This is a genomic window from Pseudomonas xantholysinigenes (assembly GCF_014268885.2).
Lineage (GTDB): Bacteria > Pseudomonadota > Gammaproteobacteria > Pseudomonadales > Pseudomonadaceae > Aquipseudomonas > Aquipseudomonas xantholysinigenes.
The window spans coordinates 1,403,796-1,428,792 of the sequence record NZ_CP077095.1 but is presented as its reverse complement, the minus strand read 5'-3'; the positions used below and the strand labels follow the sequence as shown (position 1 = coordinate 1,428,792).

General features: G+C 63.9%; 16 protein-coding genes. 5 read left to right on the top strand and 11 right to left on the bottom strand.

Features of this window, described 5'->3' with window-relative positions:
- Window positions 1-12 precede the first annotated feature (12 nt).
- The 3 genes from HU772_RS06515 to HU772_RS06505 form a co-directional block, all read right to left on the bottom strand.
- Window positions 13-1,938: a hypothetical protein gene (locus tag HU772_RS06515; RefSeq protein WP_186655714.1), complete on the bottom strand. Its 1,926-nt coding sequence runs from the start codon at window positions 1,936-1,938 to the stop codon at window positions 13-15.
- Between the two features lie 43 nt (window positions 1,939-1,981).
- Window positions 1,982-3,910: a hypothetical protein gene (locus HU772_RS06510; protein ID WP_186655711.1), complete on the bottom strand. Its 1,929-nt coding sequence runs from the start codon at window positions 3,908-3,910 to the stop codon at window positions 1,982-1,984.
- 88 nt (window positions 3,911-3,998) lie between these two features.
- Window positions 3,999-4,973, bottom strand: coding sequence for an NAD(P)H-quinone oxidoreductase (locus HU772_RS06505; protein ID WP_186655709.1), 975 nt, complete (start codon window positions 4,971-4,973; stop codon window positions 3,999-4,001).
- Window positions 4,974-5,116: 143 nt separating this feature from the next.
- Between HU772_RS06505 and HU772_RS06500 the strand changes: the two genes are divergently transcribed.
- Entirely contained in the window at window positions 5,117-7,198 is a 2,082-nt protein-coding gene (locus tag HU772_RS06500; RefSeq protein ID WP_186655705.1) for a carboxy terminal-processing peptidase, read from the top strand.
- 109 nt (window positions 7,199-7,307) lie between these two features.
- Entirely contained in the window at window positions 7,308-9,053 is a 1,746-nt protein-coding gene (locus tag HU772_RS06495) for a bifunctional diguanylate cyclase/phosphodiesterase (RefSeq protein WP_186655703.1), read from the top strand.
- Window positions 9,054-9,116: 63 nt separating this feature from the next.
- Here HU772_RS06495 and HU772_RS06490 read toward each other — a convergent pair whose 3' ends face one another.
- The 5 genes from HU772_RS06490 to pcaQ all read right to left on the bottom strand — a co-directional run bounded on the left by HU772_RS06490 (window position 9,117) and on the right by pcaQ (window position 12,496).
- The gene (locus HU772_RS06490; protein WP_134689322.1) at window positions 9,117-9,485 is read right to left on the bottom strand and encodes a hypothetical protein; all 369 of its coding nucleotides are present in this window, start codon (window positions 9,483-9,485) and stop codon (window positions 9,117-9,119) included.
- On the bottom strand, window positions 9,482-9,820 hold the full coding sequence (locus HU772_RS06485) for a helix-turn-helix domain-containing protein (RefSeq protein WP_186655701.1): 339 nt from the start codon (window positions 9,818-9,820) through the stop codon (window positions 9,482-9,484). The genes HU772_RS06490 and HU772_RS06485 overlap by 4 nt, the downstream gene beginning before the upstream one ends.
- Window positions 9,821-9,910: 90 nt before the next feature.
- On the bottom strand, window positions 9,911-10,351 hold the full coding sequence (locus tag HU772_RS06480; RefSeq protein WP_186655699.1) for a YkvA family protein: 441 nt from the start codon (window positions 10,349-10,351) through the stop codon (window positions 9,911-9,913).
- Between the two features lie 283 nt (window positions 10,352-10,634).
- Window positions 10,635-11,363 carry a BamJ family beta-barrel-assembly machinery protein gene (gene bamJ / locus HU772_RS06475; RefSeq protein ID WP_186655696.1) on the bottom strand — a complete coding sequence of 243 codons (729 nt, stop codon included), beginning with the start codon at window positions 11,361-11,363 and terminating at the stop codon, window positions 10,635-10,637.
- Window positions 11,364-11,563: 200 nt separating this feature from the next.
- Window positions 11,564-12,496 carry a pca operon transcription factor PcaQ gene (gene pcaQ / locus HU772_RS06470; RefSeq protein WP_186655693.1) on the bottom strand — a complete coding sequence of 311 codons (933 nt, stop codon included), beginning with the start codon at window positions 12,494-12,496 and terminating at the stop codon, window positions 11,564-11,566.
- A gap of 138 nt (window positions 12,497-12,634) precedes the next feature.
- Here pcaQ and HU772_RS06465 point away from each other — a divergent pair, with 138 nt between their 5' ends.
- The 3 genes from HU772_RS06465 to HU772_RS06455 are packed head-to-tail and all read left to right on the top strand — an operon-like array spanning window position 12,635 to window position 17,935.
- Window positions 12,635-13,060 (top strand): DcrB-related protein, encoded by a 426-nt coding sequence (locus HU772_RS06465; RefSeq protein WP_186655684.1) that lies wholly within the window; start codon window positions 12,635-12,637, stop codon window positions 13,058-13,060.
- 19 nt (window positions 13,061-13,079) lie between these two features.
- The gene (locus HU772_RS06460; RefSeq protein ID WP_186655666.1) at window positions 13,080-17,600 is read left to right on the top strand and encodes an RHS repeat-associated core domain-containing protein; all 4,521 of its coding nucleotides are present in this window, start codon (window positions 13,080-13,082) and stop codon (window positions 17,598-17,600) included.
- A gap of 11 nt (window positions 17,601-17,611) precedes the next feature.
- Window positions 17,612-17,935 (top strand): hypothetical protein, encoded by a 324-nt coding sequence (locus tag HU772_RS06455; RefSeq protein ID WP_202885375.1) that lies wholly within the window; start codon window positions 17,612-17,614, stop codon window positions 17,933-17,935.
- A gap of 8 nt (window positions 17,936-17,943) precedes the next feature.
- Here HU772_RS06455 and nirD read toward each other — a convergent pair whose 3' ends face one another.
- From nirD to HU772_RS06440, 3 genes are all read right to left on the bottom strand, one after another.
- Window positions 17,944-18,306, bottom strand: a complete 363-nt coding sequence (gene nirD / locus HU772_RS06450) for a nitrite reductase small subunit NirD (protein ID WP_186655663.1) — start codon at window positions 18,304-18,306, stop codon at window positions 17,944-17,946.
- Entirely contained in the window at window positions 18,306-20,858 is a 2,553-nt protein-coding gene (nirB, locus tag HU772_RS06445) for a nitrite reductase large subunit NirB (protein WP_186655660.1), read from the bottom strand. Before nirB ends, nirD begins: the two co-directional genes overlap by 1 nt.
- A gap of 250 nt (window positions 20,859-21,108) precedes the next feature.
- Window positions 21,109-24,843, bottom strand: coding sequence for a bifunctional nitrate reductase/sulfite reductase flavoprotein subunit alpha (locus tag HU772_RS06440; RefSeq protein ID WP_186655659.1), 3,735 nt, complete (start codon window positions 24,841-24,843; stop codon window positions 21,109-21,111).
- Window positions 24,844-24,997 lie beyond the last annotated feature (154 nt).

Genomic DNA, 24,997 nt, shown 5'->3' with positions numbered 1-24,997 from the left:
GATTCCGATCAATTAACGACGAAACACTACCGGACAAGTCTCACCGCCACTGCCAGGCAACTCAACATACGTCAACTTTATCTCTTTAGGCGACTCCACCGGCAATCCATTAATATGGGCAGTGTACTGGATACATCCGTAGCCGAATCGAATGTTCAGCACATAAGGATCATAGGGCACTCGCACAGTGAACCCTGCCGCGGCTTCCTGAGCGGTGGGCGTATAGGAAAATTCATGCTTCGTATCATTGATGGGCTGAGTACCTGCCGCATCACTGTAACCCTGGAAGTTGAACACGAGCGCCTGGTCAGCCAGGCGGCTTTCACCACCTGCGACCCGTACCTCGATGACCTTACCCGGGCCATTGGGGTCATCACGAAGTGTCGAGCAGTTAATGATCGGGCCTTCGTCTGGATCGTTGTACATGTTCAAAAAAGTTGCAGCGGGCAAATTCACCACCACGGCGGATACTGCAACATTCGTGATGGTTGATCGGTTCAGGTTGACGTTGTGAGGGTTGGACACCACATAACGCACCGGCAACGCCGCCATGTTCCCTCCCGCCTCGATGTCTGCCCATGCAATGGTAAAGGGGACTTTGAAGCCAACCCCTTCACTGCCAGTCACCTCGTAAGTAGCGACTTCCACCCCGTTCCACCATAGGTGGAGTACCTCGTCGGCCAACGCGCCACTGTACAGATCAACGCTCGCGGTTGCCGGTTGCCCCACATCTACCGGAGCAATAACGTTGGGAGTCGTGCTGACCGCGCCCTGAACGGTGACAACGGGTAGCAACGGGTTGCCCACTTCCGGATCGGGATCAGGAGCAGGGTTGTCGGGTCCACCCACGTTCAGGTCAACCTCAATATCAATCCCGGTCGGCTCATCAAATGTACGAGGCCCACGCAGGATGCTGTAGGTCACTTTCCTGGTTTTTGGCCCGGTGTCCGCAGGTGTTTCGCGCACCGTGATGTAGGGAATCGTGGCAAACGCCGGAAACTTGGTAATCGGAACTGGAAACCCCACAGCGACCCCCGCCCACGATACCTGCACGACGTCACCCGGGGCATAGTTGTCGTACTCGTCGATCTGCACGCCCACGCCTTCCTCGGCATCGTCCAGATCGATCAGGCCATCATCGAACTGCGGTACCTTCGGCGGCTTGAGATTTGCTGGTGCCGACGTCAAGTAAACGTTGACGTTCTTGAAAGTTGAGCGAGGCCCGAGATTACTGGTCCGATCAGCCAAGGTGTACACCAGTGGGTAGCTGCCCTCGTGGGGCATTTTGTCTTCAGGCCAGTCGATCACCATTGGATCTGCTAAGTCGTCGCGCGTAAAACTGCCAATCTCCATCGATTCGGCATAGACACGAATCACGTCGCCAGGCTTAGGGTCGCTGTAGGCGGGAATGGTCAAGACAACAACGCCGGCATTATTGTCCAGATATTCACGAGAGACCCCCTCTAACTCCACCTCAGGTGGAAGCTCTAATGGACCACCCGCCTGGCCAAGGTTGGGCGCTACGGTATCTATATAAATAGTCAGCGGATCAGAATCATAGGGATTCCCAAATTGTATGGCTCGGTAGCGCAAGATTACCTCGCCATTGTTTCTTGTGTAATCCGCCGGCAATGTAAACAACTTGGGAAAATCAGCAGGTGTAAGAGGAAATACATAGGTTTGAGGAGCACCCACCAAATCATTCCCTACCAACAACTGAATCTTTGCGCTGCCCGCTCGTTCCAATTCAAAATACGGAACTTCGACAGTGCGCTCTTCACCGTGCGGCCTCTTCAACATATTTTTATGATCACCGGGTATATCCGGCAACAGTGAATCGCTCCCGAACGACGGCGCAGCTAGCGCTTTAATTCCCGGCGAAAAACGCTTTTTACGATAATTGAGACGCGCCTGCCCTGCAGTAATCGAAGAGCTCATGATGCACTTCCTTCTTTAGTAGTGCCTGTGCCTATTCGGCGGATCAATCGATCGCTTTGTCACACAGGTCATTGCTGGGAGAACAAACTTCACCACTTGGCATTGCCCGCGTAATCTTCACGACGTCACGCTTGGAAATACCCACTCGCCCGTCCTGCTTGAGCAAGCGATAGTCAGCGGTGGCCGACGCATTACTGACCATTGGCTCGATGAGGGTGTCGTAGGGCAGGACCACAAAGACACAACCTTGGGTCGCTTCAGCAGTCGAAACTTCCCGTCTGAAGGTGGCGGCCACACCCGGGATAGGCGAGGAACCGTTGAGGCTGTCGTGGCCTTGCCAGTTCAGTTCCAACGTGTCGCCGGCCTGGATCAATGCATGGGGCTCTACCCGAACAGACACCCCTTCCCACAGCCGTGGTATCGAGCAGCAGTTCAGGTAGCCCCATTTGTCCGCGTGGGGGAAGGTGGGCGGCGGCAGGTCACGAATCAGCTCCACCGCGACGTCGACCAGCGTACTGTTCGCCAGTTGCTGGTTGACACCGTTATCGGTGCGGTACCAGACCGGCAGCGCCCGGTCGTTGGGCTGCTGCTCGATGATCGCCCATGGCACACTGATCTCGATGGGCTTCGCCGGTTGATCACCGGCTTTCACAATGTATTGCGCCACGTGCTGGTGTGGATTGCCCCAGTACACCAGCACCCGTTCATCGGGTTGTGGGTTATCGAACAATTGCATCAACACCCGCGCATCCAGGCCGTGATCAATCGGTTCGAGCTTATTGGCCTGGTCCGATTTGCGACCTCGTACTTCCAGAAGTGTCAGCAACCGGTTGAGCAATGCCGGCGCAGCAGTGTGATCCTGACCTGCAACACGCAGGTCGAATGGCACCGACGTCACAGGGGAAGGCGTCAACTGCAAATTGCGGCGGATTTCATACTGCACCAGGGCATCATCCGGCCCCAAGCCACCTACCACCTGAGCTGGCCAAGGCACAAAGGCACGCAACGGAAAGCCCGTAGGGTCGACGGGGCGCTCGGACAGTTTGAAACCCTGCCAACTGATGATGGCATGGTCCTGGTCACTGGCATTGTCGTAATGGTCGATCTCTACCACGAGCCCGCCTTCGCCATTGGCCCCCTCCCGCGCATGCTCACGGTCGATCAGCCCCCGTACAGACAACATGACACGTGGCGCAAGCAAGTCCGAGGGGCCCGGAGTCAGATCGACTGGCGTTTGCACTACCGGGGCAGCCGGGCCGATATTGCCTGCCAGGTCCTTGAGCCGATACCAAGGGTAACGTAGGCCGCTACCCGAAGCCCGTATCACCGCGGCGTCATACGCAACCAGGATTGTGTCACTGTCTATCTCAGCCTGAGTGACTCGCTTGGTGTGCACCGCATTCTCATCGCTTGGCGGTGGATTTTGGTCGGACCAGAAAAGCTCGACCGTGTCTTCAGGCCGAGCTACCGAATACATCGGTACCTTGAAACGCACCTCACCGTGTTGGGCCAGGTACTCTTCAGTGATCTCACCACCAGGCACATCCTGGACCTGCAACGCATAGCCCGGCATACCATAGTTCGGTGCCTGGGTATCGACCGTGATGGTCCGCTTAAGCGAGAAGGAAGGAACACCCAACTGAGTGATTTTGTACTGCAGATCGTACACGCCGTGATTGAGCAACGCTGTCGGAATGAACAGCTCAAACTCGTCTTCATAGGGCGGTGTCAATGTATCCTGATAGACAGAGTTGAAGGGCGCCCCCTGAAACTGCCAACCCAGATCCAAGATAACGCTCGGTAACCTAGGGTCGGCGTACCCCCCTGGCAGCACAACGCGCACAGGCGCTTCCAACGCCTTGATGGGTAGCAGCCCGTCCGCGCGCGGCTGCTGATTCTCATCCTTGATGATGGCGTCTACTTCAGGTGCTTTCAGATCCGCCCGACGATCAGGTCCGCTTTCGGAATACACGGAGCATCTCCTTTCGATCAACCTTCGACTGCGTAAGGCTTGTTGATCGAAAGTTAATCAGTTGCTCCGTGCCCCGCTACTAGCAAGATTAACAGGTGGTGGATAGCGTATTCCGCTCTATGATAACCACCAACTTGCCTGCGACCTGATTACCCGCCAATTCGTCCAGCGCCTGCTGTGCGTCTTCTATCGGATAGGTTCTGACCAACTGCGGCGACAACCGCCCTTCGCTGAACAACGGCCATACCTGCTGTTGCAGCTCACGCAGCAACTCGGCCTTGAAGCCATCGTCACGGTTGCGCAGGGTCGAGCCAATGATCTGCAGGCGCTTGCCCAACACCAGCGCCAGGTCCAGTTCAAACTTGCGCCCACCCATCAGGCCGATGATCACCCAGCGTCCATCACGGGCCAGCACGTCCAGGTTCAGCGGGCCGTAGCTGGCCCCCACTGGATCGAGGATCACATCGAACGGGCCAAGGCCCTTGAGCGCATCGAGGGTCTCGTTACGCACCACACCCCCGGCGGCGCCCAGCGCCTCGCAGTAGGCCAGGCGCTCTGGCGACCCCACGCTGACCCACACCGGGCTGCCGAAGGCCTTGCACAGCTGGATGGCCGCCGAGCCCACACCACTGGCGCCGGCGTGCACCAGCACCTTTTCGCCGGGCTTCAGGCCCGCGAGCTGGAAGATGTTCAACCACGCAGTGGCATATACCTCAGGCAATGCCGCCGCCTCGTGCAGGCTCAGGCCTTCGGGCACCGGCAGCACATGCCGGGCGTCGACCACCACCTCCTCGGCCATGGCCCCGCTGGCCAGCAACGCGCACACTCGGTCGCCCACGCGCCAGTCGGCACCGGCGCCCACTTCCTCGATCACTCCGGCGCATTCCAGGCCCATGTACGGGCTGGCGCCAGGCGGTGGCGGATACAACCCCTTCATCTGCAGCAGGTCGGCGCGATTCAGCCCCGCGGCGGCCACGCGAATGCGCACCTGCCCGGCATCACAGGCCGGGCGTTCGGCCTCGACCCAGGCCACATGTCCGTCAACGCCTTGCAATGCCTTCACAGTGCCTCCATAGTTGAATCATATGACTGAGCCTGGGCGTGCATGTCCCAGGCTTTTTGCAGTATGCGTCCGGCTCCGATGGAACCGGCGAACGGAAAAGACGGCCTACTATGCGTGATCAATTGCCTCCACGTCGAATCAGCATGAAGCATTTCCTCCCCAGCACCGCCCTCGCCCTGATGATCGGGCTCGGCAGCCTCACGCTCGGTGGCAATGCGGCCGCCGCCAACAAGTGGGACAGCCTGCAGCCAGACCGCGATGAAGTGGTCGCCAGCCTCAACATCGTCGAGCTGCTCAAGCGCCACCACTACAGCAAGCCGCCACTGGACGACGCCCGTTCGGTCATCATCTACGACAGCTACATCAAGCTGCTCGACCCGTCGCGCAGCTATTTCACCGCCGCCGATATCGCCGAGTTCGACAAGTGGAAGACCCAGTTCGACGACTTCCTCAAGAGCGGCAACCTCGACCCCGGCTTCACCATCTACAAGCGCTACCTGGACCGCGTTAAACAGCGTCTGGACTACGCCCTGGGTGAACTGAACAAGGGCGTCGACAAGATCGACTTCACGGTGAAGGAAGACTTGCTGGTCGACCGTAAGGACGCCCCCTGGATGAAAGACCAGGCCGCCCTCGACGACCTCTGGCGCAAACGCGTCAAGGATGAGGTGCTGCGCCAGAAGATCTCCGGCAAGGACCTCAAGCAGATCCAGGAAACCCTGGTCAAGCGCTACAAGAACCAGCTGTCGCGCCTGAACCAGACCCGCGCCGAAGACATCTTCCAGGCCTACATCAATACCTTCGCCCAGTCCTACGACCCGCACACCAACTACCTGTCGCCGGACAACGCCGAGAACTTCGACATCAACATGAGCCTGTCGCTCGAAGGCATTGGCGCGGTGCTGCAAAGCGACAACGACCAGGTCAAGATCGTCCGCCTGGTGCCGGCCGGCCCCGCGGCCAAGACCAAGCAGGTGGCGCCAGCCGACAAGATCATCGGCGTGGCCCAGGGCAACAAGGAAATGGTCGACGTGGTCGGCTGGCGCCTGGACGAAGTGGTCAAGCTGATCCGCGGGCCGAAAGGCTCGGTGGTGCGCCTTGAGGTGATCCCGGCGAGCAATGCGCCGAACGACCAGACCAGCAAGATCGTCTCGATCACCCGCGAAGCGGTCAAGCTCGAGGAGCAGGCGGCGAAGAAGTCGGTGCTCAAGCTCAAGCAGGATGGCCGCGACTACAAGCTGGGGATCATCGAGATCCCGGCCTTCTACCTCGACTTCAAGGCCTATCGCGCCGGTGACCCGGACTACAAGAGCACCACCCGCGATGTGAAGAAGCTGCTGACCGAGTTGCAGAAGGAAAAGGTCGACGGCGTGGTCATCGACCTGCGCAACAACGGCGGCGGCTCGCTGCAGGAAGCCACCGAACTGACCAGCCTGTTCATCGAGAAAGGCCCGACCGTGCTGGTGCGCAACGCCGACGGCCGCGTCGACGTGCTCGAGGACGAGAACCCCGGCGCCTTCTACAAGGGCCCGCTGGCGTTGCTGGTCAACCGTCTCTCGGCCTCGGCCTCGGAAATCTTCGCCGGTGCCATGCAGGACTACCACCGCGCGCTGATCATCGGCGGCCAGACCTTCGGCAAAGGCACCGTGCAGACCATCCAGCCGCTCAACCATGGCGAGCTCAAGCTGACCCTGGCCAAGTTCTACCGGGTGTCCGGGCAGAGCACTCAGCACCAGGGCGTGCTGCCGGACATCGCCTACCCGTCGATCATCGACACCAAGGAAATCGGCGAGAGCGCCCTGCCCGAGGCCATGCCGTGGGACACCATCCGCCCAGTGGTCAAGCCGGCCTCCGACCCGTTCAAGCCGTTCCTGGCCCAGCTCAAGGCACAGCATGACGCGCGCAGCGACAAGGACGCCGAGTTCGTCTACATCCGCGACCGCCTGGCCCTGACCCAGAAGCTGATGAACGAAAAGACCGTCAGCCTCAACGAGCAGGAGCGCCGTGCCCGCCACGACGAAATCGAGGCCAAGCAGCTGGCCCTGGAGAACACCCGCCGCAAGGCCAAGGGCGAAGAACCGCTCAAGGAGCTGAAAAAGGAAGACGAGGACGCACTGCCGGCCGAGCCGGACGACAGCAAGCCGGAGGACGACGCCTACCTGTCCGAGACTGGCCGCATTCTGCTCGACTACCTCAGCCTGAGTACCTCGGTGGCCAAGCACTGAAGTGATGGCAAAATAATGTGACCTGTCATCAAACAGTCATTGGACTGTCGTGAAATAGAAGGGCCGGACGTGCAAGCGTCCGGCCTTTTTTCATTCAGGAATGCAGTCCATGACCGTCACCGAACAGCTCAGCGCATTGAGCGCCATCCTGGCTCAACGCGGCGTCCACAGCCTGTTCCAACCCATCGTCTGCCTGTCCGAACGCCGCGTGCTCGGCTATGAGGCCTTGAGCCGCGGCCCATCCAACAGCCCCCTGCATTCGCCGCTGAACCTGTTCGCCATCGCCCGCCAAGCCGGGCGCCTGAGCGAGCTCGAGGTGTTGTGCCGGGAAACCGCTTGCCGGCGCTTCAGCGAACTGCAGCTGGACGGCAAGCTGTTCCTCAACGTCTCGCCCGAGTCGCTGCTCGAACCCCATTACCCTTCCGGGCGCACCCTGAAAATGCTCGAGGCCGTCGGCCTGCCACCCAGCCGGGTGGTCATCGAGCTGACCGAACAGACTCCCACCGACGACTTCCAGTTGCTGTTCAACGCCCTGCACCACTACCGCGACATGGGCTTCTCCATTGCCCTGGACGACCTGGGGGCTGGCTATTCGAGCCTGCGCCTGTGGTCGGAACTGCGCCCCGACTACGTGAAGATCGACCGCCACTTCATCGATGGCATCCACCAGGACCCGCTCAAGCGTGAGTTCGTCGGCTCGATCCTGCAGATCGCCCGTGCCTCCCGGGCCCAGGTGATTGCCGAAGGCATCGAACTAGACGAGGAACTGGCAGTGCTCGGCGACATGGGCGTGGACCTGGTGCAGGGCTACCTGCTGGGCCGTCCCCAGGAGTTCCCGCCCTGCGACGCACTCGCCCTGCTGCCCCAGGCCAGCAGCACCGTCGCGCCGCTGGGCGAGGACAACGGCGATCTGGATGCCCTGCTTATCGAGCAGCCGGCAGTGCCCCTGACAACGCCCACCCAGCAGGTGCTCGAGGCCTTTCGCCGGCAGGCCAACCTCAACTCGCTGGCGGTGCTGGATGAGCGCGGCAAGCCGTGCGGTATCGTCCATCGGCACTCCTTGGCCGACGCATTGCTGCAGCCCTTCGGCACCGACCTGTTCGCCCGCAAGCCGATCAGCCGGCTGATGAGCCAGGACTTTCTCGCCGTGGAGCGCGGGCAATCGCTGCAGCAGGTCAGCCGCCTGCTGACCAGCCGTGCGCGGCAACGGATCGAGGAAGACTTCATCATCACCCAGAGCGGTCGCTACCTGGGCCTGGGTCGGGTGATCGATGTGCTCAAGCTGATCACCGAACAGAAGCTCCAGCAGGCCCGGCACGCCAACCCGCTGACCCTGCTACCGGGCAACGTGCCGATCCAGCAGTGCCTGGCGCGTCTGTTGCAGCAAGGTCGCGAGGCGGCGGTGTGCTATGTCGACATCGACAGCTTCAAGCCTTTCAACGACATCTATGGCTACGCCCGTGGCGACGAGGTGCTGTTGAGCCTGGCGCAGTGCCTGAACGATTGCGTCGACCCGCAGCGGGATTTCGTCGGGCATATCGGCGGGGACGATTTCATGCTGGTATTGGGCTCGGCGGACTGGCGCGAGCGTTTGCAGGTGCTGGTGGCGGCGTTCGCTCGCCAGTGCCGGCGCTTCTACCGCGCCGAGCACCTGGAGGCCGGGTGCTTCATCGCTCATAATCGCCAGGGGCAGCGCGAGACGTTCGACCTGTTGTCGTTGTCGATCGGCGTGGTGTGGCTGACAGCGCACAGTGGCAGTCAGCTGGATGCGGGGCAACTGGCCGAGCTGGCCTCCCAGGCCAAGCGCCAGGCCAAGGAAAGCAGCGGTTCGAGCCTGAGCCTGATCGAAGCCTGAACCACGTCTGTGGGAGGAAGGTTCAGAGCAAGGCAGTTGCTGCCAAATGTTCGACGCCGCCGCTCAGGCCTCTTCCGGGTAGCGGTACTCGAACACCCGCACCACCTCCGAAGCATGCCAAGATGCCGCCTCCATGCCATCCACCGGCCCGGAGAACCGCCCCAGGCGTTCGACGCATTCGAAGAACCCGGTACGAGGCAGGCGGCTGGCTCCCTGGCTGATCACCAGCGAGCTGCGCAACGGCTGTTCGGCACGGGCATCGAGCAGCGCCAGGTACTCCAGCGCGGCGGTCAGGGTCTGCATCGCGGGGCTGGGCAGTTGCAGGCGCTCCAGCAGCGCCCGGTAGGTGAGCAGGTGGCGTTGCCGGCGGGCCAGGTCGAGCTCGGTCAGCAGGCTCTGCCATTGCTGACGGCTGATCCTGACCTGGCTCATGACGGCTCGCTCCAGCCCGACACCCCCAGGTGCCAGGCCAGGCTGCGCAGGATGGCGGCATCAGGACGGCGCTCGCCGGCCTCGATCATCGCCAGGTAGGCCGGGCTGATTCCGACACTGCGCGCCAGTTGCTCGGGCGCCAGGCCCTTGGCCACACGCAACGACGCCAGCTGGTCCAGTGAGGACAGGCTGGCGTCGGCGGGCTCGCTGACGTTGTGGGTGGCGGGCGCCGCGACAGGCGCCTGGCCGGCGGCGGCCAACAGTGCCTGGTACTGCTCCCAGGGAACGACTGCGTACTCGGGCTGACCGTCCCGGCTGATGACCTGAATACCCATACAACCCCCTTGACGTTGGACTACGGCATGTAATCCATAGGCATAACCCTTATGCCAATTATATTACCAACCTCGGGGGCATGCCGTGAATCAGTTGCCGGGGCGCTCCAGGCGCAAGGCTTCGGGGGTGGTGGGCAGGCGCTCGACCACCCGCAGCCGTTCCGGCGCCTGGCTGGCACGCCAGGCCTTGAACCGGGCCAGCTCGTCGGCCACGGTCTTGAGCACCCAGCCCAGCACGGCAATGTCGTCGAGCAGGCCGACACCCAGCAACCAGTCGGGGATGGCGTCCAACGGGCTGACGAAGTACAGCAGCCCGGCGACGATGGTCACCAGCGCCTTGGGGCTGACGGCGCGGTACTCGCCCCGCCACCAGGCCAGGCACAGCGCCTGCATCAGGCCCAGGTCCTCGCGCAGTTGACCGAGCTTGGGGCCCTTGCGGGCCACGGCAAACAGCAACGCCGGCAGCCTGCCGCGGCTGAGCAGGCGCTCGGCCAGGGGCAGGAAACGGGCGAAATTCCAGGGTGCGCTCATGAGACCTCCAGAGGAGCAGGCAGGTTATCCACATTTATTGTGGATAACCTTGTGAACAGGGCGGCGTTGCCACCGCGTCGCGCCCGCCAGGCAAGGGCCGGGGACGGATCGGGCGTTTTTTACACAACCATTGCAACGACGCAAACGTTTTGCGACAAGCCTATCCAAGGTTGCGCCATGGCATTGCTTGCGACAGTGAATGACCGCGGTGGTTCGCGTCAAGCACCCGCGAAAACGACGACGCCCCGTCGAAACGGGGCGTCGTTGCACTACAGCCTGGCGCTTACTTGGCCGGCGCGGCTTCAGCGTCGGCCTTGGCCGGGTCCTTGATGCCCAGCAGTTCCAGGTCGAACACCAGCACCGAGTTGGCCGGGATCAGCGGGCTCGGGCTCTGGGCGCCGTAGGCCAGCTCGGCCGGGATGTACAGCTTGTATTTTTCGCCGACGTGCATCAGCTGCAGGCCTTCGACCCAACCTGGGATCACGCCGCTGACCGGCAGGTCGATCGGGCTGCCGCGCTCGACGGAGCTGTCGAACACCTTGCCGTCGGTGAGCTTGCCTTCGTAGTGAACAGTGACCACGTCAGTCGGCTTGGGCTGCGGGCCGTCGGCCTTCTTGACCACTTCGTACTGCAGGCCCGAGGCGGTGGTGATCACGCCAGGCTTCTTGGCGTTTTCCTCGAGGAATTTCTTGCCGGCGGCGGAGGCTTCTTCGCTGGCCTTGGCCAGGCGCTCTTCGGCGCGCTTCTGCAGGGCGGTGAAGGCCTCGACCAGCTCTTCGTCCTTGATGCGCTGTTCTTTCTTGCCAACAGCGTCTTCGATGCCTTGGGCAACGGCTTTGGAGTCCAGGTCGTCCATGCCTTCCTGGGCCAGGCTCTTGCCCATGTTCAGGCCGATACCGTAGGAGGCTTTCTGTGCCGGAGTCTTCAGCTCGACGCTGCTGGTCTGGGCGTCGCAGCCCGCCAGGACCAGGCCTACCAGGGCAACCGCAGCCGCCAAACGATGCTGTTTCATGCTATTTCCTTGTTCATGCGCCATGAGGGCAATCAGGGTAAAGCCGCGAGCTTAGCAGGCGGCCGCGACCAATGGCTACCGGCATAAGAGCGGGTTGCGGGCTGGAAGTTCCTAGGTTAAAGGTTGTTCATGATCACGCCTGCAGCCAATGGCCAGTATTCACGCCCGCCGGACGCTCTGCCCAAAGGGTTGCGCCACGCTCAGGGGTATCCCCCGGCCCGATAGGCCTCGGCCACCTCGCGCAGTACCTCGCACACCCACTGCGCCGCCAAGCCCTGCGGCAGCGCCGCATTGCGGCAAATGCCCACCGATCCCCCCGGCTCGCGCACGCCGAGGTCCAGCTCGGCCAACTCGCCGCGGCCCAGGTCGACCAACACCGCATCGCGCGGCGCTACCCACACCGCGTCGCTACCCAGTACATAGCGCCGGCTCAGGGCCAGCGACAGCGTTTCCAGGCGCTGCGCCGCCATGCCGATCCCGCACTGCACGAACAGGCTGTCGGCATGCTGGCGAATGGTCGTTCCCGGCGGCGGCAGCACCTGGGCGTAGCGCGCCAGCAGCCCGTGCTCCAACGGCTGACGCGCCAGCAACGGATGCCCGGGGCGCACTACCAGGGCCATCGACTCGCTGTACAGGTGCTCGAACGACAACCCCTGGATCCTTGGGCTGTCGGTCATGCGCCCGACCACCAGTTCCAGCTCGCCCACATGCAACTGCCCAAGCAACTGTGCACTGGCCCCGGTCACCACGCTGATCACCAAGGCCGCATGGCGCTGGTGCAAGCGGCACAGCACTTCGGGCATCAGCAGGCCCTCGACCGTGGACAACACGCCGATGCGCACCTGCGAAGGCTGCAAGGCCTCACCGCGCACGCTGCCGACGCCTTCGCGCAGAGCCTGCACGCTGGGCCCAGCGTACCGCAGAAAGCGCGTGCCCGCCGTGGTCAGCGCCACGCCCTGGCGATTGCGCTCAAACAGGCGGGTCGCGAGCAGGTCCTCCAGCTCCTTGAGCGTCTTGGAGATCGCCGGCTGGCTGATGGCGAGCACATCGGCGGCCCTGGCCAGGCTGCCCTGCCGGGCAATCTCCAGGAAACACAACAGATGACGGAACTTGATGCGGGTATCGAGGTTCATGCCCGGCAGTGTATCCCCACGCGCAGGGCCTGCAAGCCATGCCGATTCGGTGACCTTCGTCACTGCGCGCCAGCCGCTCGCTTGCAGGCTCGGCGCCGAAGCTTTAGCGTGTGCCGCTTCAACGCAAGGAGCAGCGCTATGGCCGCCTACCTGACCCAGGACCTGGTCCTGGACCTGGGCGATGAAACGCCCGAAGACACCAGCATGAACATGCTCGCTTTTCGCGAACGCGGCACCAGCCTGGTGATCGCCCGCAGCCCGCTGCCCGCGGGGCAGACCCTGGAAAGCCTGTACCACCAGCAACTGGCCCAATTGCGCGAGCGCCTTGCGGCGGTCATCAGCGAGCCACAGCCGGTCAGCGCCGGTGTGGCCGGTGACATCCACGGCCTGGAAACCAGCCTGCAGTTCAAGCGTGCAGATGTGGTTTCCTACCAGCGCCAGTTGGCCTACGCGCCTGCCGGCCAAGCCCGTTTCGTCGCGGTGAGCTACAGCAAGCAAACTCCGCTGGAGCCCACTGATATTGCCCATTGGGAAACGATCAAGGCCGGTTTGCGGCTGAACTGATCCCTTTCAGAGATGGCTCATGGATGACAGCCTGCACGCCGCCCGCCAGGGCGATCTGATCCTGCACCCGCCGCTGATGGCCGAGCTGGTGAGCGCTCTGAGCGAAGCGGTCATCTACGCAGCGGCCACCGCCGCCGTGGCCGCCGCCATCGCGGGCACGGTGGTGGCGGTGGTCGGTACCGGTGGCGCTGCCGCCACGCTGACGCCGCTGATCGCTGGCGCCTTGGTGAGCGCCGCCAGCATGTTGCCCACGGGCGACGAGAAGAGCATTGGCGAGCGCATCACCGACTTCAGCGACTGGATCGGTAACTCGATGTTTCCGCCGGAGCCGTACGGTACGATCGAAACAGGCTCGCACAATACTCGGGTCAACGGGATGCGCGCGGCGCGGGCGGCTGGTGTCAGTACCGGGCCAGCCACGGCAGGCGCCGGCGAACCCGCAGCCGAACCTTCGGTGCTGGAAACCGTCGGTGCCTACGCCATGGCTGCCGGCACCCTGCTATTGCCGGTGCTCGGCATGGCGTCGGCCATCCATGACATCTTCAACCCACCGGTGACCACGCCTGCGGACCCTAACACCGACCCCAGGCCTCACGACAAGGCGATCTGCAGCAAGCATCCGCCCATGCCCGAACAGTTCGTCGCGCAGGGCTCGGGCAAGGTCTTCATCAATGGCCAACCCGCTGCCCGCGTCGGCGACAAGACCACCTGCGACGGCCCGATCGGCATGACGTTCTCGCCCAACGTGCGCATCGGCGGCAAGACCATGACCGTGCGCGACATCCGCGACGGCAAGAGCGCACTGGCGAAAGTCTTCGGCCTGGTGGCCGGAATGCTCATCGCCCGCAAAGGCACGCCTAAGTCCGGCAGGGCCTGCACCATCGGCAACCCGGTGCTGCCCTCGACCGGAGCCAAGCTGCAGGAGGGCGCGCAGGATGTCGATTTCGACCTGCCGGCGCTGGTACCGATCGATTGGGCACGCACTTATCACAGCGCCGACTTGCGTGATGACGGCCTGTTCGGCAGGGGCTGGAGCGTGCCCTATGAAGTGCGGATAGAACGTGTCGCCCATCCCGAAGGCGGCGAGTTGTGGATCTATGTGGACGAAGTGGGCAACCGCCTGGAGCTGGGGCAGTTACAGCCCGGCAGTGCGTTCGTCAGCATGCTCGACGGCCTGGCCTTCTTCCATCAGGACGCCGGCATCACCGTCGTCGAGGACATTCATGCTGGCCGCTATCAGGTGTTCCAGACCGATCCCGTCCAGCCACAGCGCTCGCGGCTGGTCAAGCTGGGTGACCGTAATCTGAACGAGCTGCTGCTGTTCTACGACGATGATGGGCGGCTTCAGTTTCTCGGTGACACGTTCGGCCGCACCTTCATCGAGTTGCGCTACGCCGCTAGCGGTAGCCGCCGCGTCATCGATATCCAGCGTCTTTACCTGCAACCTGGCGAGCGCTTCGAGGTCGAGCGTCGGGAAACACTGGTCAGCTATCACTACAGCGCAGGCCAACAGTTGACCGCGGTCCTCGACGCAGAAGGCCAGGTGGTGCGCCAGTTCAGCTATGACGACAACGGGCTGATGGCCAGTCATACGCTGCCCAGTGGTGCTGTGCGTCACTATCAATGGGCACGTTTCGACGTGCCCGTCCAGAAACCGCAGGTCAGCTACCCTGAGGATGGCCGCTATCGCATGCCACCTTTGCTGGAGCCGCAGGCCGAGCATGAGTGGCGGGTGGTCCGGCACTGGGGCAGCGATGGCCAAGAGTACCGCTTCGAGTACGACCTGGCGCGCGGCCTGACCCAGGTGATCGATGGCCTGGGCCGCGAAAACCACTACCACTGGGGACCTCACCACGAGATCTACCGGCACATCGACCCGCTGGGCCGGATCTGGCAGGAGGACCTGCCAGGTGGCATGCCGTTGCGCCTGATCGACCCCCAGGGCGGCGAGTGGCATTACAGCTACGACGGATTGGGACGGCTGATTGCCAGTCGCGATCCGCTGGGGCGCATCGAAAGCATCACCTACACCGACCACTGGGCCTTGCCGCTAGCCATTACCGACCGCGGCGGACACACAACGCGCAGGTCCTATGACCGCCACGGCAACCTGCTCGGCGAACGCGATCCGCTGGGACACGAAACCCACTACCGCTATGACCGCCAGGGGCGGCTGGTACAAGTGACCGATGCCTTGGGCAAGCAACGTCATCTGCACTGGAACGACCAAGGCCAGTTGCTCGACCACCGCGACTGCTCCGGCCAGCAGACCCGCTACCGCTACGATGCCCGCGGCAACCTGTGCGAAACCTCGAATGCCAGGGACGAGCGTGAACAGTTTCGCCATGACCGGCGTGGCTACCTGGTCGAGTATGAAGCCGCCGACGGCCGCCTTGACCGCTACCAACGGGATGCCGCCGGGCAGGTGGTGAGCCACACCGACCCTGGCAACAACGTCACACGCTGGCGCTACGACGGTAGCGGGCGTCTGCTCCAACGTACCGATGCCTTGGGCATGACAGTGCGGCTGAGTTATGACGCCTATGGTCGATTGCAGCGACTGACCAACCAGAATGATGAGCACTACCGTTTCGAATGGGACGCCCTTGATCGCCAGGTCGCCCAGCAGAACCTGGACGGCAGCGGGCTCAGCTTCGAGTATGGCGTGACGGACGCGGTTCGCACCGCCTGGCACCACCCCTCTGGCGAAGTCGAACCACCGCTGACCAATACCGCACCGACGGCCGACAGCATGGCCCAGCGCCTGGACTACGAACACGATGTAGCCGGCCGCCTGCTGCGCAAGCGCAGTGCCGATGGTGTTACAGACTACGCCTACGATGCCGCCGACAACCTGGTGTCAATCACCTTCACCAACACCGCCGGTGAACGCCAGCAACTGGACTTTCGCCATGACGCCCTGGGCCAACTGTTGGCTGAAAGCCACCCCGAAGGTGAATTGCGGTACAGCCATGACGAACTGGGTAACCTGCAGACCCTGACCCTCCCGGACAACCGGCGCATCAACCACCTCTACTACGGCAGTGGCCACCTGCATCAGCTCAACCTCGATGGCAAACTGATCTGTGATTTCGAGCGCGACAGCCTGCATGAAGAGGTGTTGCGGACCCAGGGACGCCTGCAGACCCGTACCCGCCGCGACAATGCCGGGCGCATCATCCAGCGTGCGCAGTACCTGGGTACGGCGACGGCCGCAGAACTTCCCCTGTTAGCCAGGGACTACCACTACGATGCCAGCGACAACCTGGTCGCCCAGGTGGTCACCGACTATCCGGGCGCAAGCCATGACACTGGTCGGCAGCGCGGCACCCAATACGCCTACGGCCCAACCCAACGCATCCACGCTGCCTGGCATCGCGAGCTTGGCGAGACCAATGGCCTGGTCGAGGCCTACGCCTACGACCACGCTGGCAACCTGCAGGACAACCGCGATACTGGCACTTCAGCCAGACACGACCGCGTCCATGTGCACCAGGACTGCCGTTACCGCTACGACCGGTTCGGCCGCCTCAGCGAAAAGCGCAGTGGCCGTCACCTGACCCAATGGTTCGAGTACGACGCCGAGCAGCGCTTGATCCGGGTCCACCAGCAGCGTGGCCCGGTGCGCGAGCGGGTCGAATTCGCCTATGACCCGCTTGGCCGTCGTACCGGCAAGGCCCTCTATCGCGAGGGTACCGCAGAGGCCATCAGCCAGACCCGCTTCCACTGGCAGGGAGTGCGCCTGCTCCAGGAGGTCCAGGACGGCAAGCCAAGCCTCTACCTTTACGCCGATGCCGACAGCCATGTGCCGGTTGCCCGTATCGATGGGGTGCCCGGCAGCGAAGAGGTGTTCTACTTCCACACCAACCTGGCCGGACTGCCGGAGCAGCTCACGGACGCTGAAGGCACAACGGTCTGGCGCGCCGCACATGAGGTCTGGGGCAGGTTCATCGACGAGTGGCGCCACCCTGGGCAGTCCAGGCAGCAGAACCTGCACTTCGCCGGGCAGTACGTCGACCGCGAGACCGGTCTGCATTACAACACCTTCCGTTTTTATGACCCGGACATCGGCCGCTACACCCAGCCTGACCCGATCAATCTCCAGGGCGGGCTGAACGTCTACCTGTACGCGCCGAATCCACTGGCATGGATAGACCCACTGGGCTGGTGCAAGATCGCCAACAAGATTTCCGGCGACCTGCGCGAAGCCAAGATCCACAAGATCCTCAAGGCCATGTTCGGCAAGAAGAATGTGCTCAAGCAGCGCCATCTGCGCAATGCCGACGGCAAGATCGTCAGCCTGGTGGACGATGCCATCGAGATCGGCAAGGTCAAGGGATCACGCATACTCGATTTCGTGGTCAAGACCAAGGATGGCAGGTGGCGTGCGATCGAAGTCACCAGCGGGACCGCGCCCAAGGGCGTGCAACGGGCGAAGGAAGCCACCATTCGCGCCAACGGTGGTACCTATGTGCGTATCCCGGGGAGCAAGAAAGTGGTCGAGGTTGACGACATGTCACGTATTATCCGCATCGATTGACAGGAGCCTAAATGAAGATCATCCGCTACAGCTACCCGGCCATGCTGGCCAGCAGTAAGAACACCAGCTATCGCACCCTGGCCACGCACATGACCCAGGCGCTGATGCGTTTTCTGGTGGACAACGCGCTACTGACCGAGAGCCCGTACCACGCCGACGGCTCGCTCGACGAACAATTCGAAGTGACCAAGGCCAACCTGACCGAGGACGGCAACCAGTTGTTCAAGCTGTACTTCCCCAAGTGGTCGAACCGCATTGACCGCGGTGGCAGCCCGGATGACATCAAGACCCTGGTCAATGGCCTGGCCAAGATCAGGGCCGCCGCGCAGGAATGAACCGCTGCTCAACCGAGCTGCAACTCCACGCGCCCCCCGTTCAGGCGCACTGGCCATACCCGCAGCGCCTGCCCGGGCTGTTCCAGGCAGCGACCGCTGGCCAGGCAAAAGTGCTGCTTGTATAGCGGTGCCGCGACCACCACATTCCCCTGCAGATTACCCACCAGTCCGCGGCCGATAATGTTCGCCCCGGATCTCGGGTCACGGTTTTCGACTGCGTACAATTCCCTGCCCTGCCCAGGCAGATAGAACAGCGCCACCTGCGCGCCGGCATGCCACACCACCACCCCGGAATCGGCGACCAGGTCGCCGGCCTGGCACACCACCTGCCACAGGGTTTCACTCGCAACCGCAACAGTGGACTTGCTCATCAGACAACCTCCTCATGGATCGGAATCAGCTGCAACGGCGCCGCCGGGCGACGCTGGCCGCGCTCGCGGACGAAGTGCAGGTCGGGGTCGGCGCGCCGGTCGTTGACGAAGGTACGGAAGCGCTTGAGTTTCTCCGGGTCGCTCAAGGCATTGGCCCATTCGCACTGGTACTGCTCCACCACATGCTGCATCTGCGCCTCGAGTTCGTTGGCCAGGCCCAGGCTGTCGTCGATGATCACCGCCTTGAGGTAGTCCAGCCCGCCCTCGAGGTTCTCGCGCCACACCGAGGTGCGCTGCAGCTTGTCGGCGGTGCGGATGTAGAACATCAGCACGCGGTCGATTAGGCGTACCAGGGTCTCGTCGTCCAGGTCGGTGGCGAACAGCTCGGCGTGGCGCGGGCGCATGCCGCCATTGCCGCACACATAGAGGTTCCAGCCCTTGTCGGTGGCGATCACGCCGATGTCCTTGCTCTGTGCCTCGGCGCATTCGCGGGTGCAACCCGATACCGCGAACTTGAGCTTGTGCGGCGAGCGCAGGCCTTTGTAACGGTCCTCCAGGCGCAGGGCCATGGCCACGCTGTCCTGCACGCCGTAGCGGCACCAGGTGCTGCCGACGCAGGACTTCACCGTGCGCGTCGACTTGCCATAGGCGTGCCCGGTTTCGAAGCCGGCGGCGATCAGCTCGCCCCAGATCAACGGCAACTCGTGCAACTGCGCGCCGAACAGGTCGATGCGCTGGCCACCGGTGATCTTGGTGTAGAGGTCGTACTTTTTCGCCACCTGGCCGATCACGATCAGCTTGTCCGGGGTGATCTCGCCGCCGGGAATGCGTGGCACCACCGAGTAGGTGCCGTTCTTTTGCATGTTGGCCATGAAGGTGTCGTTGGTGTCCTGCAGCGGCACCAGGGCCGGGTCCATGATCGGCTGGTTCCAGCACGAGGCGAGGATGTTGCCCACCGCCGGCTTGCAGATGTCGCAGCCGACATGGCCCTGGCCGTGGCGGGCGAGCAGGTCGGCGAAGTTGCGGATGCCTTCGACCCGCACCAGGCCGTAGAGCTCCTGGCGGGTGTAGCTGAAGTGCTCGCACAAGCTGTTGTCCACGCTCACGCCGCGGGCGCCCAGCTCGTGCTCGACCACCTGCTTGAGCAGCGCCGCGCAGCCCCCGCAACCGCTGGCGGCCTTGGTGCAGGCCTTGACCGTGGCCAGGTCGCCACAGCCGCTGTCGATGGCGGCGCACACCGCGCCCTTGCTGACGTTGTGACACGAGCAGATGGTCGCGCCGGCAGGCAGGGCATCGACGCCCAGGGCCGGCGCGCCGCTCCCCTGCGGCAGGATCAAGGTGGCCGGATCGGCCGGCAGCTTGATGCCGTTCTGGGCGTATTGCAGCAAGGTGTCGTAGTAGCTGTTGTCGCCCACCAGCACGGCGCCGAGTACCTGCGTGCCGCTGGCATCCACCACCAAACGCCGGTACGAGGCCGTGGCCTCATCGATGAAGCGGTAGCTGCGCGCCCCGGGCGTGGCGCCCTGGGCATCGCCAATGGAGCCGACATCGACGCCCAGCAGCTTGAGCTTGGTCGACATGTCGGCGCCGCTGAATCCGCTCGCCGCCTCGCCCACCAACAGTGCCGCCAGGTTGCGCGCCATGGCGTAGCCCGGGGCGACCAAGCCAAACACGCAGCCGTTCCACGCGGCGCATTCGCCGATGGCGAAGATCCGCGGGTCGCTGGAGCGGCAGTGGTCGTCGATCACCACGCCGCCACGGGCGGCAATCTCCAGGCCGCAGGCGCGGCCGAGAGCGTCTTGCGGGCGGATGCCGGCGGAAAACACCACCAGGTCGGTTTCCAGGTGCTCGCCGCCGTCGAAGTTCATTCGGTAGCGGTGATGCTCGCCCGCGCTGATCGACTGGGTGGCGCGCGCCAGGTGCACGCCAACCCCCAGCGCCTCGATGCGCGCGCGCAACGCAGCGCCGCCTTCACTGTCGAGCTGCACCGGCATCAGCCGCGGGGCGAACTCCACCACATGGGCGTCCAGGCCCAATGACTTGAGCGCGTTGGCGGCCTCCAAGCCGAGCAAGCCCCCGCCCACCACCACGCCACGGCGGGCATCGCGGGCGGCGGCACGGATCGCGTCGAGATCATCGAGGGTGCGATAGACCAGACGCGCATGGCCGCTGGAGCCCTCGATGGACGGCACGAACGGATAGGACCCGGTGGCCAGGACCAGTTGCTCGTAGGCGTAGCGACCTTCTGCGGTAACCAGTTCCTGGCGCTGGCGATCGATCTCCAGCACCGCCTCGCCCAGGTGCAGGTGCACGCCGTTGTCGGCGTAGTAGCCCGGCGGGCACAGCGCCAGGGTCTCGGCGCAGCTGCCGGTGAAATACTCCGACAGGTGCACGCGGTCGTAGGCGCGCTGGCGCTCGGCGCCGAACACATGCAACTCGAAGCGCTGCAAGGCGCCGCGCGCGATCAGTTGCTCGACGCAGTGATGGCCGACCATGCCATTGCCGACGATGACCAGTCGCGGTCGTTGTGCCTCGTTCGCTGTTGCCTGCATAGCCGATCCTCGCTCACGGAAAACGCAAAAAGGCGCCTGGAGCCGAAGCTCCAGGCGCCTTTGCCTGTAGGTGTCATCAGGGGCCCCTGGGCGATCGCCGTTGATCGGTGGGGTTGTTGTAGCTGGATCAAAGCAGGGACTGTGCCAATTGCCCGCCAGGTCGTGCACTGCGGGGCCTTGCTGATGACGCATCCAACACAAGGCCCAACAATTGAACCAGCCTGGTGCAGCGCTCACCAGGCTGGTGCGCTCAATACACATCGCGCCGATAGCGCTTGCTCTTCGCCAACCCCTCGACATAGGCCTGCGCTGCCGCGACCGTCATGCCGCCATGCTCGGCCACCAGCTGTCGCAAGGCGCCGTCTACATCCCTGGCCATGCGCCGGGCATCGCCGCAGACATAGATGATCGCTCCCGCCTCGAGCCACTGCCACAGCTCGGCGCCGTGCTCCAGCAGCCGTTGTTGCACGTAGAGTTTTTCGGGCTGGTCGCGGGAGAACGCAGTGCTCAGACGCAGATGCCCGGTGGCTGCCCAAGCCTGCAGCTGTTCGCGGTAGTAGAAGTCACAGGCGCCATGCTGCTCGCCAAAGAACAGCCAGTTGCCGCCCTTTGCCCGCCGTTGTTCACGCTCCTCGAGAAAACCGCGAAACGGTGCGATGCCAGTCCCCGGGCCAATCATGATGATCGGCGTGCTGTCATCTTCGGGCAGGTGAAAGCGCTTCGAGGGCTGCGGGAAAATCGCCACCTCCAGGGCCGTCGCCCGGTCGGCGAGGAAGGTCGAACACACCCCCTTGCGCACGCCGTAACGCACAGTGGAAACGGTCAGATGCACTTGGTCGGGATGGGCCAAGGGACTGGAACTGATCGAATACAGCCGCGGCTGCAAGGGCTTGAGCAATGACAACCAGCGGGCCATGGGCAGTTGCTGGGGATACGCCATCAGCACATCGGCCAACTGCCGCCCCCACAACCAGTCGCCAAGCTCGGCTTCACACTCGGGCTGCAACAGCCGCCGCAAGCCCTCGGCCTGCTCGGCGAACACCTCAAGCTGCGCGCGGCGCACCTGGGTGATGTCCAGGTGGCGTTCCAGTGCGGTGCGCAATGGCATCGCCGGCAAGGTGTCCAGCTCGACCGGAGCCAGGCCATCCAGCCCCATCAGCGCCAGCAGTTCATCGACCAGCGCCGGGCAATTGCGCGGCCATACGCCCAGGGCGTCGCCGGGCTGATAGCTCAGGCCGCTGCCACGCAGGTCGAACACCAGTTGCCGAGTTTCCTTGCTCGAACCGGGGCCGCTGAGCAGACGGTTTTCCAGCACAGGCGCCAGCCAGGGTTGCGGCTTGCCGGCGCGCGCTGTCGGTGGCGCCAGCGCCTTGCCACCCAGCTTAGGCAGCAAGGCATCGAGCCAGGCGCTGAATGCCGCTTCGCAGTCGGGCTCGCAATCGACTCGCGCCAACAGGCGCCGGGCTCCAAGGTCGGCCAGGCGCTGGTCGAGCCTGCGGCCAAAACCGCAGAACTGCGCATAGCTCGAATCGCCCAGGGCCAGCACCGCATAAGGCACGGCGGCGCAGCTGACGCCCTGCGCTTGCTGCAACGCCTGCCAGAACGCCACGCCGCTGTCCGGCGCCTCGCCATCGCCGAAGGTACTGGCGATCAGCACCACGCTGGCGGCGCCCTGCAACTGCGTCGGGTGGATGGCCTCCATGCTGCTCAGTTCCACCGCCAGGCCCGCCTCGCCCAGACGTTGCGCGCAGCGCTCGGCCAGGCCTTCACCATTGCCGGTCTGCGACGCCCACAACACGCGATGCCGAGGAGCCAAGGCGCTGCTGGGCATGGTCGCAGGCGCCAGGTGGTTCAGGTCGACGACCTCGATACGTTCGCCGGCCACCCGTTCCAGGGCCACGGCGCAATGCTTGAAGGCCGGTTGCAAAGAGGTCGGGTCGACCGCGTCGCAGGTCAGCGCATTGATGGCCAGGCCCTCGCCGTACAGGTCGTTCCAGTGGAAGGGCACGAAACAGTTGCCGGGCTGCACCCGTTCGCTGAGCCGCGCCGGTAGTTGCGCCCGGCCACGGCGCGAACGCACCGCCACCGCGTCCTTGTCGCGGATACCCAGGTGCAGCGCGTCGCTGGGGTGGATTTCGACGAACGGGCCTGGCTCGAGCTTGTTCAGGCTCGCCACCTTGCCGGTCTTGGTCAGGGTGTGCCATTGGTGCTGCACCCGGCCGGTGTTGAGCACGAAGGGGAAGGCGTCATCGGGCGACTCCGCCGGCGGCAGCCAGGGCCGGGCGAAGAACCGCGCCTTGCCGCTGGGCGTGGGGAAGGCTAGCCCGCTCTCGCCGACATAGCGCAGCGGGCTGCGCGCGCCCTGCTGCCCCGGCGCGCTCGGCCATTGCCGTGGCCCCTGGCGCAGTTCGGCATAGTCGATGCCACGCAGGTCATAACCGGTGGCCGGATTGTGGAAACGGCGGATCTCCTCGAACACGGCCTCGGCATCGGGGTAGTCGAACGCCTCGGCATACCCCATGGCACTGGCCACCCGGGCAATCAGGCGCCAGTCCTCGAGGCTCTCGCCGGGCGCCTCGACCGCCTTGGGCGCCAGGGTCAGGTTGCGCTCGCTGTTGACCATTACCCCGTCACCCTCGGCCCACAGCGCCGCCGGCAAGAGAATGTCGGCGTAGCGGTGGGTCTCGGTGTCGAGGAAGGCGTCCTGGCTGATCACCAGTTGCGCCTGGCGCAGCCCGTCGATCACCTGCTGGCGGTTGGCGACGCTGGCCACCGGGTTGCTGCAGATGATCCAGCAGGCTTTCACCTCGCCTTGTTTCAGCTGCTCGAACAGCGCCACCGTGCCTTCGCCCCCCTCACTGCGCAGGGCCCCGGGCGGCAGTTGCCATTGCCGCTCGACAAAGGCGCGGTCGGCGGCCACCAAGGCCGAGCGCTGGCCGGGCAACCCTGGCCCCATGTAGCCCATCTCGCGCCCGCCCATGGCGTTGGGCTGGCCGGTCAGCGAGAACGGCCCACTGCCGGGGCGGCAGATGGCGCCGGTGGCCAGGTGCAGGTTGCACAGGGCATTGCTGTGCCAGGTGCCATGGATGCTCTGGTTCAGGCCCATGGTCCAGCAGCTCATCCACTCCCCGGCCTCGCCGATCAACCGCGCGGCCTCGCGGATCGCCTCCGGGTCCAGGCCGGTGATGGCGGCAACCCGCTCGGGGGTATAGTCCTCGAGAAAGGCCGGCATGGCGTCCCAGCCTTCGGTGTGCCGGGCGATGAAAGCAGCGTCGCTGTGGCCATTGGCATGCAGCAGGTGCAGCAGGCCGTTGAGCAGCGCCAAGTCAGTGCCCGGACGCAACGGCAGGAACAGGTCGGCCTTGTCGGCGGTGGCGCTACGCCTTGGATCGACAACGATCAGCTTGGCCCCGGCCTTGAGGCGGTCGAGCAGGCGCAGGAACAGAATCGGGTGACAGTCGGCCATGTTCGCGCCAATCACCAGGAACACCTCGGCACGCTCGAAATCCTGGTAGCTGCCAGGGGGCCCGTCGGCACCCAGCGACTGCTTGTAGCCACTGCCGGCGCTGGCCATGCACAGCCGCGAGTTGGACTCGATATGGCGGGTGCGGATGAAGCCCTTGGCCAGCTTGTTGGCCAGGTACTGGGCCTCCAGCGACATCTGCCCAGAGACGTACAGCGCCACGGCATCGGCGCCATGGCTATCGATGATCTCGCGCAACCGCCCGGCCGCCTCGGCGATGGCCTGGTCCAGGCGGGTGCGCACCGGTTCCTGGTTGCGCTCGCGGCGCACGAAGGCCTGGCCCATGCGCCCGCTGCCCAGCGGTATGTGCGCAGTCAGGCCCTTGGTGCACAGCCGACCGAAATTGCTCGGGTGCTGTTTGTCGCCGCTGACCTTGACTACCTTGCCGTCGCTGACATTCATGACGATACCGCACCCGACCCCGCAATACGGGCATACACTGCGCACCTCGCTGCTGCTCATTGGCGTTCTCCTGCACAAACGACAAAGGCGCCGGCTGCTCCCGCTGGCTGATCGCAAGCAGGGCAACACGGCGCCTTCGTCGTGATGAGAGGGCCATCGACGTTGATGACCCGTATGCAGGACGACCCAGCAAAACCTGGGCCACCTTTCCCCC